Source organism: Lactobacillus psittaci DSM 15354, from assembly GCF_000425905.1.
In the GTDB taxonomy this organism is placed as follows: Bacteria; Bacillota; Bacilli; order Lactobacillales; family Lactobacillaceae; genus Lactobacillus; species Lactobacillus psittaci.
In genome coordinates, this window is sequence record NZ_AUEI01000008.1 from 1 (window position 1) to 17387 (window position 17387).

The 17387-nt window shown below is 38.7% G+C and carries 15 protein-coding genes and 1 tRNA gene; 3 read left to right on the top strand and 13 right to left on the bottom strand.

Translation table 11 applies throughout. The features are described from left to right. On the top strand, positions 1-303 hold a 303-nt coding region (locus tag H628_RS07180; protein ID WP_034538154.1), incomplete at its 5' end, for a transposase. Between the two features lie 19 nt (positions 304-322). Here H628_RS07180 and H628_RS0102390 read toward each other — a convergent pair. After that, positions 323-1483: an ArgE/DapE family deacylase gene (locus H628_RS0102390; protein WP_027825028.1), complete on the bottom strand. Its 1161-nt coding sequence runs from the start codon at positions 1481-1483 to the stop codon at positions 323-325. Positions 1484-1713: 230 nt separating this feature from the next. Further along, positions 1714-1786 (bottom strand) — tRNA-Thr (locus tag H628_RS0102395). Between the two features lie 160 nt (positions 1787-1946). Between H628_RS0102395 and H628_RS0102400 the strand changes: the two genes are divergently transcribed. Further along, the gene (locus H628_RS0102400; protein WP_027825029.1) at positions 1947-2654 is read left to right on the top strand and encodes an MgtC/SapB family protein; all 708 of its coding nucleotides are present in this window, start codon (positions 1947-1949) and stop codon (positions 2652-2654) included. Between the two features lie 95 nt (positions 2655-2749). After that, positions 2750-3898, top strand: a complete 1149-nt coding sequence (locus tag H628_RS0102405; protein ID WP_027825030.1) for an Mbeg1-like protein — start codon at positions 2750-2752, stop codon at positions 3896-3898. 40 nt (positions 3899-3938) lie between these two features. Here the strand turns inward: H628_RS0102405 and H628_RS07945 are convergent, their stop codons facing one another. From H628_RS07945 to yaaA, 11 genes are all read right to left on the bottom strand, one after another. Then, positions 3939-6065 carry an SLAP domain-containing protein gene (locus H628_RS07945; RefSeq protein ID WP_236692245.1) on the bottom strand — a complete coding sequence of 709 codons (2127 nt, stop codon included), beginning with the start codon at positions 6063-6065 and terminating at the stop codon, positions 3939-3941. A 154-nt stretch (positions 6066-6219) separates the two neighbouring features. Further along, entirely contained in the window at positions 6220-7599 is a 1380-nt protein-coding gene (dnaB, locus tag H628_RS0102415) for a replicative DNA helicase (RefSeq protein WP_027825031.1), read from the bottom strand. Between the two features lie 14 nt (positions 7600-7613). Further along, a complete protein-coding gene (gene rplI, locus H628_RS0102420) occupies positions 7614-8066 on the bottom strand; it encodes a 50S ribosomal protein L9 (protein WP_027825032.1) in 453 nt (150 codons plus the stop codon). 16 nt (positions 8067-8082) lie between these two features. Next, positions 8083-10101: a DHH family phosphoesterase gene (locus H628_RS0102425; protein ID WP_027825033.1), complete on the bottom strand. Its 2019-nt coding sequence runs from the start codon at positions 10099-10101 to the stop codon at positions 8083-8085. A gap of 128 nt (positions 10102-10229) precedes the next feature. Further along, positions 10230-10466 carry a 30S ribosomal protein S18 gene (gene rpsR / locus H628_RS0102430; protein ID WP_006585377.1) on the bottom strand — a complete coding sequence of 79 codons (237 nt, stop codon included), beginning with the start codon at positions 10464-10466 and terminating at the stop codon, positions 10230-10232. Between the two features lie 23 nt (positions 10467-10489). Then, a complete protein-coding gene (gene ssb / locus H628_RS0102435) occupies positions 10490-10990 on the bottom strand; it encodes a single-stranded DNA-binding protein (RefSeq protein WP_027825034.1) in 501 nt (166 codons plus the stop codon). 36 nt (positions 10991-11026) lie between these two features. Continuing rightward, positions 11027-11320: a 30S ribosomal protein S6 gene (gene rpsF / locus H628_RS0102440; protein WP_027825035.1), complete on the bottom strand. Its 294-nt coding sequence runs from the start codon at positions 11318-11320 to the stop codon at positions 11027-11029. A 208-nt stretch (positions 11321-11528) separates the two neighbouring features. Then, a complete protein-coding gene (gene gyrA, locus H628_RS0102445) occupies positions 11529-14015 on the bottom strand; it encodes a DNA gyrase subunit A (RefSeq protein ID WP_027825036.1) in 2487 nt (828 codons plus the stop codon). An 11-nt stretch (positions 14016-14026) separates the two neighbouring features. After that, entirely contained in the window at positions 14027-15982 is a 1956-nt protein-coding gene (gene gyrB / locus H628_RS0102450) for a DNA topoisomerase (ATP-hydrolyzing) subunit B (RefSeq protein WP_027825037.1), read from the bottom strand. Further along, positions 15982-17103 carry a DNA replication/repair protein RecF gene (recF, locus tag H628_RS0102455; protein ID WP_027825038.1) on the bottom strand — a complete coding sequence of 374 codons (1122 nt, stop codon included), beginning with the start codon at positions 17101-17103 and terminating at the stop codon, positions 15982-15984. Before recF ends, gyrB begins: the two co-directional genes overlap by 1 nt. After that, positions 17103-17324 carry a S4 domain-containing protein YaaA gene (yaaA, locus tag H628_RS0102460; protein WP_027825039.1) on the bottom strand — a complete coding sequence of 74 codons (222 nt, stop codon included), beginning with the start codon at positions 17322-17324 and terminating at the stop codon, positions 17103-17105. The genes recF and yaaA overlap by 1 nt, the downstream gene beginning before the upstream one ends. Between the last annotated feature and the right edge of the window lie 63 nt (positions 17325-17387).

Consider the following 17387-nt stretch of genomic DNA (forward strand, 5'->3'; position numbering starts at 1 on the left):
GACTTTATGGCTGCTCTTAAAGCTAGAGATACTAATTCTTTGAAAGAAATAATTAATTCTAAAGCTGAGGTTGGCACTTTGATGCACAAGACTTTATTGACCTTTAAGCATAACTTACGAGCAGTCTTAAATGGTGCTAGATTCAGCTACTCTAATGGTTGTTTAGAAGGTTTCAATCGTAAGATTAAACAGATTGAGCGTACTGCTTATGGATACTCAAATTACATTAACTTACTAACAAGAATTAGATTAGAAGAAAACAAAGTTAAAGAAAAAGAACCAAGCAATTTATATATTGCTTGATTCTTTAAATCACTCTTTATCAACAGGATTTGACAAAGAGCCAAAAATTCAAAATGATATTCTTATAAGCTTCAATTACTGCTAGATATGAAGAAATTGTCGTATATTCGTTTATTTGGTGCGCCAATTCCCACTTGTCAGGACCTAAAATAAAGACCGGCAAATCTGGTCTACGTTTAACAAAAACAGATGCATCTGTTGCTCCATTAATAATTCTGAGCTTAGGCTCTCTCAAGTGTGCAAAAGCTTCAGTAGTAGCATCTAGCCCCGCCTTAATAAATGAATTATCAGGACTTGTAACTACTGGATAAAAATTATGAATTAATTCAAATTCCAAGTGAGTATCTTCATCTTGATTAAGCTTTGTAACTAAGGATTTCAATAAGTTAATTACTTCTTCATTGCTAAAGGCTTTAGTTGGTCTGATATTCCCTTCTAACTTAGCTTCAGCCGGAATAATATTAACCTGCTTTCCGCCTTCAATGACCGTGATGCTGTGCTTAATTTCACCTAAATATGGATCTTTTGGTGCGTTGTTAAATAACTCTTGTTCAGCTACATAAAATTTAACTAAGCCAGTAATTGCATTCTTTCCTTCTTCTGGTCTTGATGAGTGAACCGCTTGACCATAACTTTTTACGCGATAGTTCAAACTACCAGAATGAGCATATACAATATCGCCACCTGTTGGCTCACCAACTACTAAAGCAGCTAAATCTGCCGCATAATCCTGAGCTTCTAAGCGATTAGCACCAGGAGTTCCATATTCTTCTCCAGCCGTGGCTAAAAAGCGCACATGCCCTGTTACTTGGCCTGATTCAACCAGTTCAATCAAGGCGATAACTTCTGCTGCTAAGCCACTTTTCATATCTGCACTGCCGCGACCATAAAGCTTATCACCGTCTATCCTAGGTTCAAAGGGATTGCTCTGCCACTTAGCTTCATTTACTAAGTCAACAGTGTCCATGTGCCCAGTAAGACCTAAAATCGGCCCTGAAGCTTGCGGATTTAACTCCACAATTAGATTAGCTCTCTTATCGCCAAAGGCATCAATCATAGCTTCAATATTATGTTTAGCAAATAAAGCTTTCAAATAGGTAGCTACCTCAAGTTCATTGCCATTGACGGAGTTGATTTTAATTAAATCGGTTAAAACCTGAATTCGTTCCTCTTTATCCATAGTTTGCACCTCTTTTTAATTTTTATCTCATATTCTACAGTGTTAGAGGTAAAAATTGCAAATAATAAGGATAGTGAATCACCAATAATTTTATTGAATTAAAATTTATCAGTGCAAAATAAAAATTATCGGTGCAAAAATCGCAAATTTTGCACCGAAAACATTAATAATTATTTTTTAGACAACAAAAAAGACACCGAACGTATCGGTGCCCAACTTCATTCATTCAATGCTGACTAAAGGGTTCGAACCTTCGACCTCCTCATTACTAGTGAGGTGCTCTGCCAACTGAGCTAAGTCAGCAACTTTATGTGTTGCCTTAACACATTTATTAATTTAACCATAAACAATTGAATCGCGCAAGTGTTTTTACGAAAAAAGTTTTCTTTTTTTTTTGAAAATTTATATTAGAATTGAAGTGATGGCAAATAAGCCTAATTAACCGTATGAAAAGGGAGTTATCATGTCAGTTTTTGCATTATCAAATTTTTCAGCCCAACTGGACTGGTTAATCAGAATTATCGTTGCGGCTCTTTGTGGGGCTGTAATTGGTTATGAGCGAGCTATTCAACGTAAAAGCGCTGGTGTTAGAACTCACATTGTTGTAGCTGTGGCATCTGCTTTATTTATGATTGTTTCAAAGTATGGCTTTGCTGATTTATTAGCTACTCACGATGTGGCACTCGATCCTTCAAGAATTGCCGCTCAAATTGTTACTGGGATTTCATTCATCGGTGCAGGTACTATTTTGGTTCGCCGGGAACAAATTTCTGGTTTAACTACCGCCGCTGGTGTTTGGGCAACTTCAGCAATTGGGATGGCAATTGGTTCTGGTCTTTATCCAATTGGAGTTTTATCAACTATCTTTATTTTCTTCATTCAAATGCTCTTCCATGATGACTCAATTATCTCTCGTGTCATCATGCACGTTCGCTTTAATGTTCAGATTGTTGCTACTAATACGCCTAACATTTTAACCGAAATCAAAACTGAACTAGAAAACAATGAAGTTGAATCAATTGCTATCAAAATTTTAGATGTTAGTGATGAACAAATCATCTTCAACGTTGATGGAATTATTGATAACAAAAAAGACGAAAACAATATTATTATGAACTTACGTAGGTATCCTGATATTAAACGAATTATTTACACTCGTGGTGGTAAATAATTTCTTAAGAAGGTCAAAAATTGGGCCTTCTTTTTTTCTGTCTTTTTTTAAAATGTATTAAAATAGATTTTAACTGACTAAAGAAAGGATACACTATGGCTGGACCACTTGAATATTTACGCTGGCGTGGAGACTTAAATTATAAAGTAGCACCTTTCAATAGTGTAGATGGCGCTATTTTAGCCTGTGTCGCTTATTTGCCCTTTGATAGTTCTACTACATCTCATACACTAAAAGAAGCCTGTGAGCGGATTTTGGAGCACTATAAGGCAGAAATCGATTTAACCAAGCGAACTGAAGCTGCTTTAATCACTAAGAGTCCGCGATTCGGAAATTTAGAAATCTTAGATTGGACTTCACGCTTAGAAGAAAAGCCAACCCCACTTCAATTTGCAGCGTTAACTGTTAAATTAGATGAAAATACTATTGTTGTTTCTTTTAGAGGAACTGACAGCTCTGTTGTTGGCTGGAATGAAGATATGATTATGAATTACAGTTACCAAATTTATGGTCAAACTGTTGCCCGGGACTATTTAGAAACTATCTCTGCTAAATATCCTGATAAAAAGATTTATGTTGTCGGTCACTCTAAAGGTGGCCACTATGCCATCCACTCTTTAGCTGAAAGTAAACCTGAAGTGCAAGACCGCGTTATCTTAGCATATAGCTATGACGGCCCCGGTTATCGCTCACTTGTATCCGATAGTGATAGTTTCAAACGCGCACTGCCCAAAATGCGGACTTATGTCCCTGAAGGGTCTGTTTTTGGTATTATGCTTGATCATCCTGAAAGAACTTTAGTTATCAAAAGCGACTATCCTATGATGCACCAACATTCACCACTTAAATGGAATATAGGCCGTGATAGTTTCGTCTTAGCTGATGGCTTATCTACATCAGCTCGGGTTATCCGTCATGCTTTAATTCAATTTAATAAATCCATCCCTGCAGAAAAGCGTGGACAATTATGGTCTGCAATTTTCCTTGCATTTGAAAATATGGATATCACAGATATGAACGTCTTTACTGAGCATCGAATTAAAGGGCCTTGGACTTTAGGAAGAGTTGTCATGGGGTTAGATCCCGAAGTTCGTCATGTTGCTATTGAAATGATTAAGTTAATTTATGAAAGTGCTAAAAACAACTACTTACCATTTTCTGAAATTGATTTTAGTAATTATCCCAAGAGTAATGACTCAAGTAAGGCTGCAATCTTCTTTGACAGTTATGATTTTAAGGATTAAAAAAGTCTGTTTCACGTGAAACAGGCTTTTTATTATGTCTTTAAAATCTTAAGTATGAGCTTGGTACCCATTGCTTATCTGTACCCAAGCGGTACATCTTTCGACCGGCGATTTGCTTTTCAGCTAAAACTTTCCAGTAGCTGTTAGTCTTAATAAATTGACCAGTATAATGGCCTTCACCATCAAGTAAGGCAATCTTCCAATTAGCTGAATGATTAATGATTGGAGCAAAAGCAGTCTTATTTAGCTTAATTTCTGTTGCTTTTTGGCCAGTGTAATCTGCTGGAATCCATTGCTTATCTGTACCTAATCTAAAGAAAGTCTTACCATTAATTTGCTTTTTAGCGAAGACTTTCCAGCTAGTATTAGTTGAAATGAATTGACCAGTGTAATGTCCTTGGCCATCAAGCAAAGCAATCTTCCAATTAGGCTTATTATTGATTACAGGAACATAAACAACACCAGTAAATTCTTCTTCAGTTGCAGGGCTTTTGACACTAGTAGTGCTAGTAGCATTAGTTGTTGTTTGATTATTTGGTTTTGAATTTACTGGAGTTTGTGGCTTAGAAGGAGTTGTTGTTTCAGGCTTTGAAGCTAGCGCTGCTTCTACCACATTGTATTTATCAAAAGTCTTCAAATTACTTTTACCGTTACGCAAGCGAATATTAAATTGCCCCACTTCATCTACTCTAATAGCAAGCTTCTTGCTGGCATTACCATCAGCATCTGCTGTAACAGAAAAAGTATCTGAATAGCCAGCTTGCTTAGGGAAGTTATTGCTGTTAGTAGCGTCAACATAGCCCACTTGTGCCCCCTGGCTGTAACTTCCAACTGCTTTAGTAGTATAAACACCTACACTATAACCTGATACAGTTTCATTAGGCTTAAGACCACTGAATTTAAGTTCAATTGTAGCAGCTTTCCCCTTTTCAATCTTATCAGGTAAGGTGAAATAGTAATCAGCTTGTTTAGTAGGATTAATCTTTGAGCCGTAAGAACCTGGAGCAAAAGTACTTGAATCCCACCATTTATATCCTGCCTTTGAGCTTGACCATGGTTCTGGTTCTGGTTCAGTTGTCTTATCTGGACTTTCATTATCATTCAACTTAGTTTTTTCTGATAAGGCAATCTTAGCTTCTGAAAATGAAGTGTAGTTTTCTTGTTTTGACAACCAATCCGTCAAATTCAAAAGCAACTTGGCATCACTTTCTTCTTTAAAGCCATCATATGTTCCCTTCTTCATACCAGTTTCTTCGTTAGTATACTTAGGTGTAGCATCTTCAACGGCTGACGAATCACCAATAAATGCAGCTTTACCCTTACCATGCTTGGAAATTGCAACATATGCCCCTTCTGCAATACCACCACCATCGTAAACCCCTTGATCAACTGCATGGGCCCACTTATTAGCACTAGTTAAGCCTGATGGTAAATATACCAAACCCTTAGCAATTTGAGGATTGGTAATTGCTAAAGTACTACCTGCATGCAATGCCACACTTTTAACGCCGTTTAAAATACCAAAGGCATCTGTCATAATTTCAGACTTAAAATCAGGAATATTATCTAAAGCATTGTAACGGAATCTAACACCGAAAGTCATCGCTAGCCAGTCCCGACTTTCAACGCCTTGCATTGCTGCAGAATTTTTTTCATCTTCACTCATCCCTTTAGCAGGATTAGAAAATGCCCCTCTTCTAAAGCCATTAAACACTTCTGAAGCATCCCATCGATTCTTATTTCTATCCGCATTATAGTGATCAGCGATGTAAAAGACCGAGCCCCCCTGACTTACATAATCACTGATAGCTTGTTGCTCAGATACCTTATAAGGAATACTTGCTTCTGGTATCACAAACACATCATAATTCTTTAAATCAGCCAATGTGATTGGAGTAGTCTTTCTAAGCTCTGTTACGTAGTAACCTTCATTTGCTAAAGCGTTAGCATAATCAGAAAAACCACCATCAATAACCCAGTCAGCTGAACCAGATGTCTGAGCGTGAGTGTTATCAAACAAGATACGCTTATGCTTGTCTTTGGCTTTATTGGCTTGAATAACAGGGGCTGGATCTTGCGCTGTTTCCGCGAAGGCTAATTGGCTTGACCCAAACGATAAAGTTAATAAAGTTGCTGAGAGCAGGATAAACTTACTTGCTTTTTTCATTACATTACTCCTAAAAACGAATTATAAAACCCAATATCTTTTGTATAGTTCGATAAAAAATCAACTTAATAACAGAATATCGATTTTTATATAAACTGTCAACTTAAATTGCTAACATTAAAAAAAGGAACTAGACTCCAACGAATCTATTTCCTTACTTTTCATCATGCGCATAATCAAGATTTGAAAAACGGTTATACGGCTTGGAGAACATCAGCTTTACTGTACCTCTACTACCCGACCGGTTCTTTTCGATGATAACTTCCACTTCACCATTGTCATCATCTTCTGGTCCAGGAGCATCATTATTGTTTCCTTCTCCTTCATCATCACGGTAATAATCCTCACGATAAAGGAAGGCAACGATATCGGCATCCTGTTCAATTGATCCAGATTCACGAATATCAGATAAAACTGGTCGCTTATCTTGTCTTTGTTCAACTGAACGTGATAACTGTGATAAAGCAATTACTGGAACATGCAATTCTTTAGCTAACTTTTTTAGTTGCCGCGAAATCGCAGATACTTCTTGTTGACGTGACTCACTTCTTGGCCCTTCAATCAGCTGCAAATAATCAATAACAACTAAACCCAAGTTGCCATCTTCTTTAGCCAATCGCCGTGCTTTAGCCCTAATTTCGCTCATTTTAATTCCGGGAGTATCATCGATATAAATTGACGCATTCGATAGTGACCCCGCTGCTAAAATCAACTTTTTCCATTCTTCTTCTTCAAGTTGGCCAGTTCTAAGGTGCATAGAATTGATTAACCCTTCAGAAGCCAGCATTCTTTGTACTAACTGTTCACCACTCATTTCTAGTGAGAACATCGCAACTGTTTTATTGTCATGTAAACCAGCATACTGAGCAACGTTCAAGGCAAAGGCAGTTTTACCAACACCAGGTCTGGCAGCTAAGATAATTAACTCATCATCATGCAAACCAGTTGTCATTTTATCAAGATTGATGAAGCCAGTTGCAAGACCAGTAACATCATTTCCATCTTCGGGAATTGAGTTAATTTCATCAACTGTCGCATTTACAATATCCTTAATCTTTCGAAAGCCAGTTGAATTATTGTCTGAAGAGACATTCATAATCTCGCTTTCAGCATCGTCAAGAATATCTGTAACATCATCACTACCTTGAATGGCATTTTGAATAATCTTTTGACTGGCAGAAATTAAGCGACGTAACAAGGCCTTACGATGGACGATTTGAGCATAATAAGTGACATGGGCCGCAGTTGGCGTCGCCATGGCCAAATCTGAAATATAGCTAATCCCACCAATATCTTCAAGTTGCTTTCTTTTAGCTAATTCATCTTGGATTGTTAGCGGATCAATCGCTTCTTCACGATCTGATATTGTCAACATCGCCTCAAATAAAATTCGGTTAGCACGCTCATAAAAGTCATCTGGTGTAACTACCGCTTCTGCATCAGCTAATGACTCTGGGTCAATAAATATCGCACCTAAGACCGCTTTTTCAGCTTCAGAATCATGTGGAATTTGTGGTGAAACTACATTATCCATTTTTTACACTAACCTTATTCTTCAGTAATATGAACGCGAATTGTTGATTCAACACCCTTAAATAATTTCACCTTAACATTGGTGTAGCCTAAAGCCTTAACTGGTTCTGGCAATTCAAGCTTCCGCTTATCAATTTTCAAGCCAAATTGCTTTTCTAACCCTTCAACAATCTTCTTACCACTGATTGAGCCAAATAAACGACCATCAGTCCCTGCCTTAGACTTAAATTGAACAACAGTATTATCTGCTTCTAGTTGCTTTTTAACTTCTACTGCAGCAGCTTTTTCAGCTTCATATGCAGCTTGTTCATTAGCTTCTACTCGCTTTAAAGTATTAAGGTTACCTTTATTAGCTTCTTTGGCCAAGCCACGCTTAAACAAATAGTTTTGAGCATAACCATCAGGAACATTTTTAACTTCTCCACGCTTACCACGACCGCGAACATCTTGTGTAAAAATAACTTTCATTTGTTTTCTCCTTCTTCTATTCATTTTCTTCAATATACTCGTCAATAGCTTGGGTTAATTGAGCTTGGGCTTGTTCAATTGTAACATCCTTTAATTGCGTAGCCGCATTTGAAAGGTGGCCTCCTCCGCCCAATTTTTCCATAATGACTTGGACATTGATATCACCCATTGACCGAGCCGAAATACCAACCAGGTCCTTTTTTCTACGAGTTACCGCAAAACTAGCATCAACGTGTTCTAATGACAAAGCCATGTCAGCAGCTTGTGCCGTAACAATTGGGTCAATTATCTTATCATCTTCACCCAGCATAATGGCAATATTATCATGATACATCTTCAAGGTAGCAACTAACTTGGCCTTTTGCATAAAGCTATCTAGGTCTTCTTTAAGCAAATCACTAACTACTGCAGAATCAGCACCAATTGAGCGTAAGTAACTGGCTGCATCAAAAGTTCTAGTTCCAGTCCGCAATGAAAATTCCTTGGAGTCGACTGTAATCCCGGCTAGCATTGCCGTTGCCTCTAAGTCAGTCAGCAACTGCTCACCACGTTGTGGTTGATATTCAATCATTTCAGTTACCAATTCACAAGTTGATGAAGCATAGGGCTCAATGTAAATCAGCATTGGGTTTTCAGGGAATTCCTCACCACGTCTATGGTGGTCAATAATTACTAGCCGGTTCTTTAATTTTTCATAAAGCTTAGGGCTATAAGTAATTGAATACTTAGAGTGGTCAACCATAATTAATAGTGAATTACTGGTTGCTTGACTTAAAGCATCTTCAGGACTGATAAATAAGTCTAAGTCTCCGGCTTTCTCCATTCGAGAAACTAAGCGCCCAACATCGTAGTTGGTATGGTTGGTATCTAATACCACGCTTGCCTTGGTTCCGTGGGCTCTGGCAATCTTAGCAACACCAATCCCACCACCGATGGCATCCATATCTGGACGTTGGTGGCCCACAATAAAGATTTGATCAGCATCTTTAAAAATCTCTTGTAAAGCTTGTGATACCATCCGCGCTCTAACTCGGGTCCGCTTTTCCATTGGGTTGGATTTTCCACCAAAAAAGCGTGCCTCTTCACCAGGAACTCGCAATACCACCTGGTCTCCCCCTCGGCCTAGAGCTAAGTCTAAGTTAGATTGCGCTTGATCAGCAATTTCATTCAAGGAGTCGCTTCCATAAGCTATCCCTATTGACAGCGTCAATGGCGTATTGTTGCGACTAGTTTCTAAGCGCACCTTATCCAAGACTGAGAATTTGTCTTCTTCAATTTTCTTCAAGTCTTGAACGTGAGCTAGTAAGATAAAGTGGTCTTCATCAATCCGCTTTAAATAAGCATTGAAGCGGCTAGCATATTCACTTAATGTGTTTTGGACATATGAACTCATCAAGGTTAACTCTTGGTCATGCATCCCTTGACTTAATTCATCGTAGTTATCAATAAAGATTTGCCCAATTGCCAAGCGTTCAGCTTGGTATTTTTCTTCGATTTTGGCATATCTAGTGATATCAAGTAAATATACCACCCCCAACTTATCTTGGACTGTCATTTCAAACTTGTGCTTCCCCCATTGAACCAAGCGATTTTCATTAGTCTTTTTATCATCTAAGACTGTCTGAAAAATCTGTCCTAATTCTGGATCAACTGAGGCAATTGAGCGGCCAAGTAAATCCTGATCTTTTAGATACAGTTGCAAGTATGGGTTCACCCATTGAATATGATAGTTAGAATCATAGAGCAAGATTCCCAATGGCATCTTGATCATTGCTTCTTGCTCACTACGTTTTATTCGATATGATAAATTAGCTGCAAAATTATTCGCATTACCGGCTAAAATGTACACTCCATAGACTGTAAAAATCGCTATTAAAATAAAAATTAATAACATGGCTAATCCAAAAAATGGATTAATCATAATCCCAATTACAGTACTAAAGAGTGACAAAAAGATTACGATTACAACCGAAGCTGTTAAGCGGGAATCTTTAATAAATTCCGGTAATTCAAGTTTCTTAACAAAATCTTTCATGCAGATCCTCTCTAGCTTGAAAATAAACTACATCATTATTTATTATACCGTATATTCAAGTCCTTTTTCAGTTTCTGTGCATAAAAAAAGCATCTAGCTACTGCTAGACGCTTAGTGAAAGTCTGTTTTTAGTCTTCTGCTACGAATGGCAATAAGCCCATGATACGAGCTCTCTTAATCGCAATAGTCAACTTACGTTGGTTCTTTGCGCTAGTGCCAGTGACACGACGTGGTAAGATTTTACCTCTTTCAGAGATAAAACGTTTCAACAGATCAACATCTTTGTAATCGACATAGTCGATGTGGTTTGCGGCAATGAAGTCTACCTTACGGTGACGACGGCCGCCTCTTCTTTGTTGAGGCATGTCTCTAGATCCTTTCTATTAATTTAGAATGGAAGATCATCATCCGAAATATCAATTGTATCGCCAGAATCCGCAAATGGATCTTGTGGCGCAGTATTATTGGTATTTGGAGCACTATTATTAGTACTATTGTTATTAGCACCTAATGAACTTCCGTTAGCTTGTGGCGCATAGCCACCATTTTGTGAACGAGCTTCACGGTCTTTACGTGATTCAAGTAATGAGAAGTTATCTACTACTACTTCAGTAACGTAGACCCTTTGCCCATCCTTATTATCGTAGCTTCTGGTTTGGATTCGGCCATCAATAGCTACTAATGAACCCTTATTAGTGAAGTTGCAGAAATTCTCTGCAGCCTTTCTCCAGATTACACAGCTAATAAAATCAGCCCCGCGTTCACCTTGAGCATTTGCAAATTGACGATCAACTGCCAATGTGAAGGTAGCAACGCTAATCCCACTACCAGTAGTGCGTAAATCAGGATCACGTGTTAAACGGCCAACAAGTACAACTCTATTAATCATACCTAGGTCCTCCCTTTCCTAATTCACGAAAATAAACTACTTATCTAATTTAACGGTCATTGAACGTAAAACTTGGTTGTCGATTCTTGAAAGACGACCAAATTCGTCGACTGCGTTAGCATCTTCTGCAGTGAAAGTCATAATGTGGTAAGTACCTTCACGATACTTGTTGATTTCGTATGCAAAACGACGCTTGCCCCAGTCTTTTGATTCAACCATTGTAGCACCGTTGTCAGCGATAAGCTTATCGTACTTATCTACAACGGCCTTCTTTGCTTCGTCATCAATATCAGGCTTGATGATGTAAGTTACTTCATACTTGGTTGTCATTGACTATTGCACCTCCTTCTGGACTAAATGGTTCTTACTAAGTTAAGAACAAGGAGTAATCGAAAAAATATTACTCGCAATTCATAATTTTAGCACAGAACCAAAAAATTACCAAACTTTTTTACACGTGATCCTGATGTTTTTAGCCATCACTATAAAATACACGAAAAGTTGGTAATTTTTCTTTTTTATTTTACGATTTTAGAATTTATTTTTCTGAATCGTTAGTTTCTGCTTTCTCTTCTTGATTATCGTTATCATCATCTTCATTAGGAACTGCGGTCAAACTTGCGACACTATCGCCTTCGCCTAACTTAATTAAACGAACACCCATAGTTGCTCTACCAGTTTGTGAGACATCCTCAGTCTTAAATCTGATCATAATTCCGTCAGTGGTAATTAACATGATATCAGTTGTCCCATCAACTACAGTCATCCCGGCAAGTGGGCCATTCTTCTTACCTAACTTGGTCGTTAAAATACCTTTACCGCCACGCCCCTTAATTGGGTATTCACTAGCGCTGGTCCGCTTACCATAACCATTTTCAGAGATTACTAAGACTTCTGCACCTGGCTTAAGCACTTCACTGCCGACAACATAGTCATTTTCGCGCAAGTTAATTCCGCGAACTCCGGCAGCTGAACGTCCCATTACCCGAACGTCGCTTTCTTTGAAGCTTACTGCATAGCCTAAGTGAGTGCCGATGATAATGTTTTGCTTACCATCAGTTGTTAAAACATTACTCAATTCATCCCCATCACGTAAGGTTAAAGCAATTAAACCAGAATTTCTGATATTACTAAATTCTTCAACACTAGTCCGCTTTACAACCCCCATCTTGGTAATAAAGAATAAGTTGCCTTCTTCATGCCCTTCAGGAACATTAATCATAGCTTGAATCTTTTCGCCCTTATCTAGTTGGAGCAAGTTGATGATTGGTAAACCCTTAGCGGTTCTGCTATATTCAGGAATCTCATAAGCTTTCTTAGAATATACTTTACCCTTATTAGTAAAGAACAATAAATAATCATGCGTACTTGAGTATGTTAAGCGTTCAATAAAGTCGTCATCTTGTACTCCCATACCCTTAATTCCACGACCACCACGGTTTTGCGTTCTGAATTCACTAACTGGCATCCGCTTAATATAGCCATTATGAGTCAAAGTTAAAAGTACATTTTGCTTTTCAATTAAATCTTCGTCTTCAATTGAAACAACTTCACTAGCTGTAATTTCAGTTCTTCGGTCATCACCGAAACGCTTTTGAATCTCGAGTAATTCAGTATATATAATGCGGTCAATTCTTTCAGGTTTAGCCAAAATATCCTTGTAGTCAGCAATCTTTACTAACAAATCTTGATATTCTTGTTCAACCTTGTCTCGCTCTAAACCTGTCAAGCGAACTAAACGCATATCCAAGATAGCTTGAGCTTGCTTATCGTCTAATTCAAAGCGTGAAATCAAAGTTGCCTTAGCGATATCGCTTGATTCAGAGTTACGGATAATATTAACAATTTCATCAATATGGTCTAAGGCGATTCGCAAACCTTCTAAAATGTGGGCACGAGCTTCAGCCTTATCTAAATCAAACTTAGTTCTTCGACGAACGACATCTTCTTGGTGATCAAGATAGTATTGGAGCATTTGCTTCAAAGTTAAGAAGTGTGGTGCTCCATTAACGATTGCCACCATATTCATCCCGAAGTTAGTTTGCATTTGAGTTTCTTTGAATAAATTATTCAAAACCACACTAGCACTAGCATCACGCCGAATATCAATGGTAATTCTCATCCCATGACGGTCAGATTCATCGCGAACCCCAGTGATACCATCAATTACTTTGTCCCGTGCTAATTCAGCAATCTTTTGCACTAACATTGCCTTGTTGACCATAAATGGAATTTCGGTAACGATAATCCGTTCACGGCCACTCTTTTCTTCTTCAATGTTAGTTTTTGCTCGAACAACAACGTTGCCTTTACCACTTTCGTAAGCATGCAAGATACCACTACGACCCATAATTACCCCACCAGTTGGGAAGTCAGGTCCTGGAATCACTTTCATTAAGTCCATTGTGGTTGCATCTGGATTTTTCATCAAAAGGTGCAATCCGGAAATAACTTCAGACAAATTATGTGGTGGAATATTGGTAGTCATACCTACGGCAATCCCACTAGCACCGTTAACTAGCAAACTAGGAATTCTAGCCGGTAATACTAATGGTTCGTTTTCGGTATCATCATAGTTTCTTTGCCAGTCAATCGTATTTTTGTTAATGTCGCGAAGCATTTCTAGGGCAATTTTGCTCATTCTAGCTTCGGTATAACGCATGGCAGCTGGGCGGTCCCCATCAACGGAACCGAAGTTACCGTGACCATCAACTAACATATACCGGTAACTGAAGTCCTGAGCCATGTGGGCCATCGCTTCATAAATTGAAGAGTCACCGTGTGGGTGAAACTTACCCATAACTTCCCCGACAATTCTGGCACTCTTTTTGTAAGGCTTGTCAGGAGTAACCCCTAATTCATTCATTCCGTAAAGAATCCGGCGTTGTACCGGCTTCATCCCATCACGAACATCAGGTAATGCCCGGGCAACAATAACACTCATTGCGTAGTCAAGGAAAGAGCTACGCATGGTGTGAGTTAAATCGACATTTCTAATTCTGCGATCTTGACCTTGATTATCCATCTAGCTCCTCCTTATGCATCCAAGTTTTCAACGTATTTAGCATTCTTAGTAATAAAGTCACGCCGTGGACCAACTTCATTACCCATTAGCATTTCAAAGACGGCATCTGCATCTTCGGCATAAGCTGGGTCAACACGGTCTAGGCGACGATTTTCTGGGTCCATGGTAGTTTCCCATAATTGATCAGCTGACATTTCACCTAACCCCTTGTAACGTTGAACAGTTGGCTTAGGACTAGGTTGAAGTGAGCCCAAATAATCATGTAATTCTTCATCACTATCAAGATATTTAACAATCTTACCTTGCTTTACTTGGTAAAGTGGTGGACGAGCAATGTACACATATCCTGCCTTAATCATTGGCTTCATGTAGCGGTAGAACAAGGTTAAAAGCAAGGTTCTAATGTGAGCACCATCGACATCGGCATCAGTCATGATAATTAACTTGTGATAACGTGCCTTTTTAACATCAAAATCAGCTCCAAAACCTGTCCCTAAAGCTGTGAACAAGGTTCTAATTTCTTGGTTAGCCAAAATTCGATCCATTGAGGCCTTTTCAACGTTCAAAATCTTACCTCTGATTGGCAAAATAGCCTGAGTCAATCTTGAACGACCTTGCTTAGCAGAACCACCGGCTGAGTCCCCTTCGACAATAAACAATTCTGAAATTTCAGGATCATTACTGGTATTATCAGCTAATTTACCTGGCAAGTTAGCAATTTCAAGGCCTGACTTTTTACGAGTAACTTCACGTGCACGCTTAGCAGCAATTCTAGCCTTTTCAGCTAATTGTCCCTTTTCTACAATCTTGCGGCCTACACTTGGGTTTTCTAATAAGAACTTGCTAAAGGCCTCAGAAAAGGCCTTATCAACAGCAGCTCTAGCATCGGAGTTACCTAACTTAGTCTTAGTCTGGCCTTCAAATTGTGGGTTCGGGTGTTTAATTGAGATAACTGCTGTCATCCCTTCACGAATATCTTCACCAGACAAGTTAGTATCACTATCTTTAAAGATTTTTGCCTTGCGCGCATAGTCATTAATTACCCGCGTCAATGCTGTCTTAAAGCCGGCTTCATGCATCCCACCTTCATAGGTATGAATGTTATTGGCAAAAGTCATCAATGTTGTCTTATAGCCAGTTGTATATTGCAAGGCCACTTCAACATTAATACCATCATAGTCGCCTTCGACATAAACAGGAGTATCAAAGAGTTTTTCTTCTTTTTTATCCAAAAAGGCTACATATTCCTTGATTCCGCCTTCATAGTGGTAAACATCGGTTTCTGCAGAATCTTTGCGCTTATCAGTAAAGGTTAATTTAAGCCCCTTATTCAAGAAAGCCAATTCTTGAATCCGCTTTTTCAAAATTTTATCATCAAAAACGATTGTTTCAGTGAAGATATCAGGATCTGGATAAAAATGAACAATTGTCCCATGTTGACTTGGATCAACGGTGCCAATTTCTTTTAACTCATGCTTTACCCGGCCATGATCAAAATCAATAAAGTACTTCTTACCATCACGCATAACAGTAACTTCAACCTTAGTTGATAAGGCGTTCACTACTGAAGCACCAACCCCATGCAAACCACCAGATACCTTGTATCCGCCACCGCCGAACTTACCACCAGCGTGCAAAACTGTATAAACAGTTTCAACTGCGGGACGGCCGGTCTTCTTTTGGATATCAACCGGGATACCACGACCATCATCTTGAACAGTGACACTGCCATCTGCTTCAACTGTGACTTCAATCTTAGTCGCAAAACCTGCTAGACATTCGTCAATCCCATTGTCGATGATTTCCCATACCAAGTGGTGCAAACCTTGAGAACTAGTAGAGCCAATATACATCCCAGGTCTTTTTCTAACCGCTTCAAGTCCACCTAGGACTTGAATCTGACTGGCATTATATTTATCTGCTTCTTTTTCGTACTCTTTGACATCTTTCATCTTGTCATCTGCCATTATTTAACCTTCCCTTCACTAATAACTCCCTTGTTCAAGATAAAAATCTTTGGTGCTTTTACTATTTCCCAGGAAATTCCTGCTAAATCTGTCGTAGTGATAAACGTCTGCGTTTTTCCATGGATGTAGTTGAGTAAGGCTGACTGTCTAGTATGATCAAGTTCGCTCATCACATCATCCAAAAGTAAGACTGGATATTCACCGGTAATTTTATGAATTAGTTGAATTTCCGCTAATTTTAAACTTAAAGCAATCGTTCTTTGTTGCCCCTGAGAGGCATAAAAATGAGCATCTTGCTGATTCAGCAAGAATTGCAAATCATCGCGATGAGGACCTGAAAGGGTCGTCCCCGTTCTAATTTCACTAGCTTGATTTTTTTGAAAGCTGGCCAAAACCTGCTGATAAATTTCTTCAACCGCTGTTGCCTTAATTTCAACTGAAGGATTATATACCACCTCAAGTTGTTCTTTTCCTTGACTAATTGCCTGATAAGCTTCAGCCGCAAACTCACTTAAGTCATGTAAATATTTCAAGCGTCGCGCAATTATTTCAGCAGCTAAGCCTGCCAGCTGGTCGGATAAAACCTCTAAAAAGACCTTATCTTGACTCTTGCCCTTTGCTAGTTGCTTTAAGTAATTGTTCTTTTGTTGCAGAACTTGTTTATATTGGCTTGAAAAATATAAATATTCCGGATTAATCTGCCCAAATTCTAGGTCCATAAACCGTCTCCGAATCGTTGGCGCTCCCTTAACCAGCGCTAAGTCTTCTGGTGAAAACAAAATTGCATTTAACTGCCCGATGTAACGAGAAAGTCTAGCTTGCTGAATGCGATTAATCCAGGCCTTTTTGCCCTTTTTATTAACTAATAATTTTAAATCTGTTTCTACTTGGCTTTTGACCACGTGCCCAGCAAGGCTCGCACTTGCCTGCCCGAACCGAATCAATTCCTTATCACTACTTGTCCGGTGAGATCGGGTTAAGGCTAGAAAATAAATAGCCTCCAGTAAGTTCGTCTTACCTTGGGCATTTTGACCAATAAAAATATTTACATGCTTCGAAAAATTAGTCGCTAGCTCTTCAAAATTGCGATAATCCTTTAAAGTTAACTGTTTAAGATACATTATGCTTGCTCAAACACATACTCTTGATTTTGAATTTTCAACTTGTCGCCTGGATATAATTTCTTTCCACGCCGATTTTCTTCAACGCCATTCAGCCAAACGCTCTGTTCAGCTAAGAACCACTTCGCTTGGCCACCTGAACTGATAAAATCTTCTTCTTTCAAAAACTGGCCTAAAGTAATATGGTCACCTTTAATTTTAAAAGTTTTTATTTTCCTCACCTCAAACCTAACTAATACTCTTATATTATAAGCTTTTCAGAGGCTAAAAACAAACCTATTCCC

Coding starts and splice junctions, on each gene's coding strand:
- H628_RS0102390 (WP_027825028.1), bottom strand. CDS start 1,483: ATGGATAAAGAGGAACGAATTCAGGTTTTAACCGATTTAATTAAAATC.
- H628_RS0102400 (WP_027825029.1), top strand. CDS start 1,947: ATGTCAGTTTTTGCATTATCAAATTTTTCAGCCCAACTGGACTGGTTA.
- H628_RS0102405 (WP_027825030.1), top strand. CDS start 2,750: ATGGCTGGACCACTTGAATATTTACGCTGGCGTGGAGACTTAAATTAT.
- H628_RS07945 (WP_236692245.1), bottom strand. CDS start 6,065: ATGAAAAAAGCAAGTAAGTTTATCCTGCTCTCAGCAACTTTATTAACT.
- dnaB (WP_027825031.1), bottom strand. CDS start 7,599: ATGGATAATGTAGTTTCACCACAAATTCCACATGATTCTGAAGCTGAA.
- rplI (WP_027825032.1), bottom strand. CDS start 8,066: ATGAAAGTTATTTTTACACAAGATGTTCGCGGTCGTGGTAAGCGTGGA.
- H628_RS0102425 (WP_027825033.1), bottom strand. CDS start 10,101: ATGAAAGATTTTGTTAAGAAACTTGAATTACCGGAATTTATTAAAGAT.
- rpsR (WP_006585377.1), bottom strand. CDS start 10,466: ATGCCTCAACAAAGAAGAGGCGGCCGTCGTCACCGTAAGGTAGACTTC.
- ssb (WP_027825034.1), bottom strand. CDS start 10,990: ATGATTAATAGAGTTGTACTTGTTGGCCGTTTAACACGTGATCCTGAT.
- rpsF (WP_027825035.1), bottom strand. CDS start 11,320: ATGACAACCAAGTATGAAGTAACTTACATCATCAAGCCTGATATTGAT.
- gyrA (WP_027825036.1), bottom strand. CDS start 14,015: ATGGATAATCAAGGTCAAGATCGCAGAATTAGAAATGTCGATTTAACT.
- gyrB (WP_027825037.1), bottom strand. CDS start 15,982: ATGGCAGATGACAAGATGAAAGATGTCAAAGAGTACGAAAAAGAAGCA.
- recF (WP_027825038.1), bottom strand. CDS start 17,103: ATGTATCTTAAACAGTTAACTTTAAAGGATTATCGCAATTTTGAAGAG.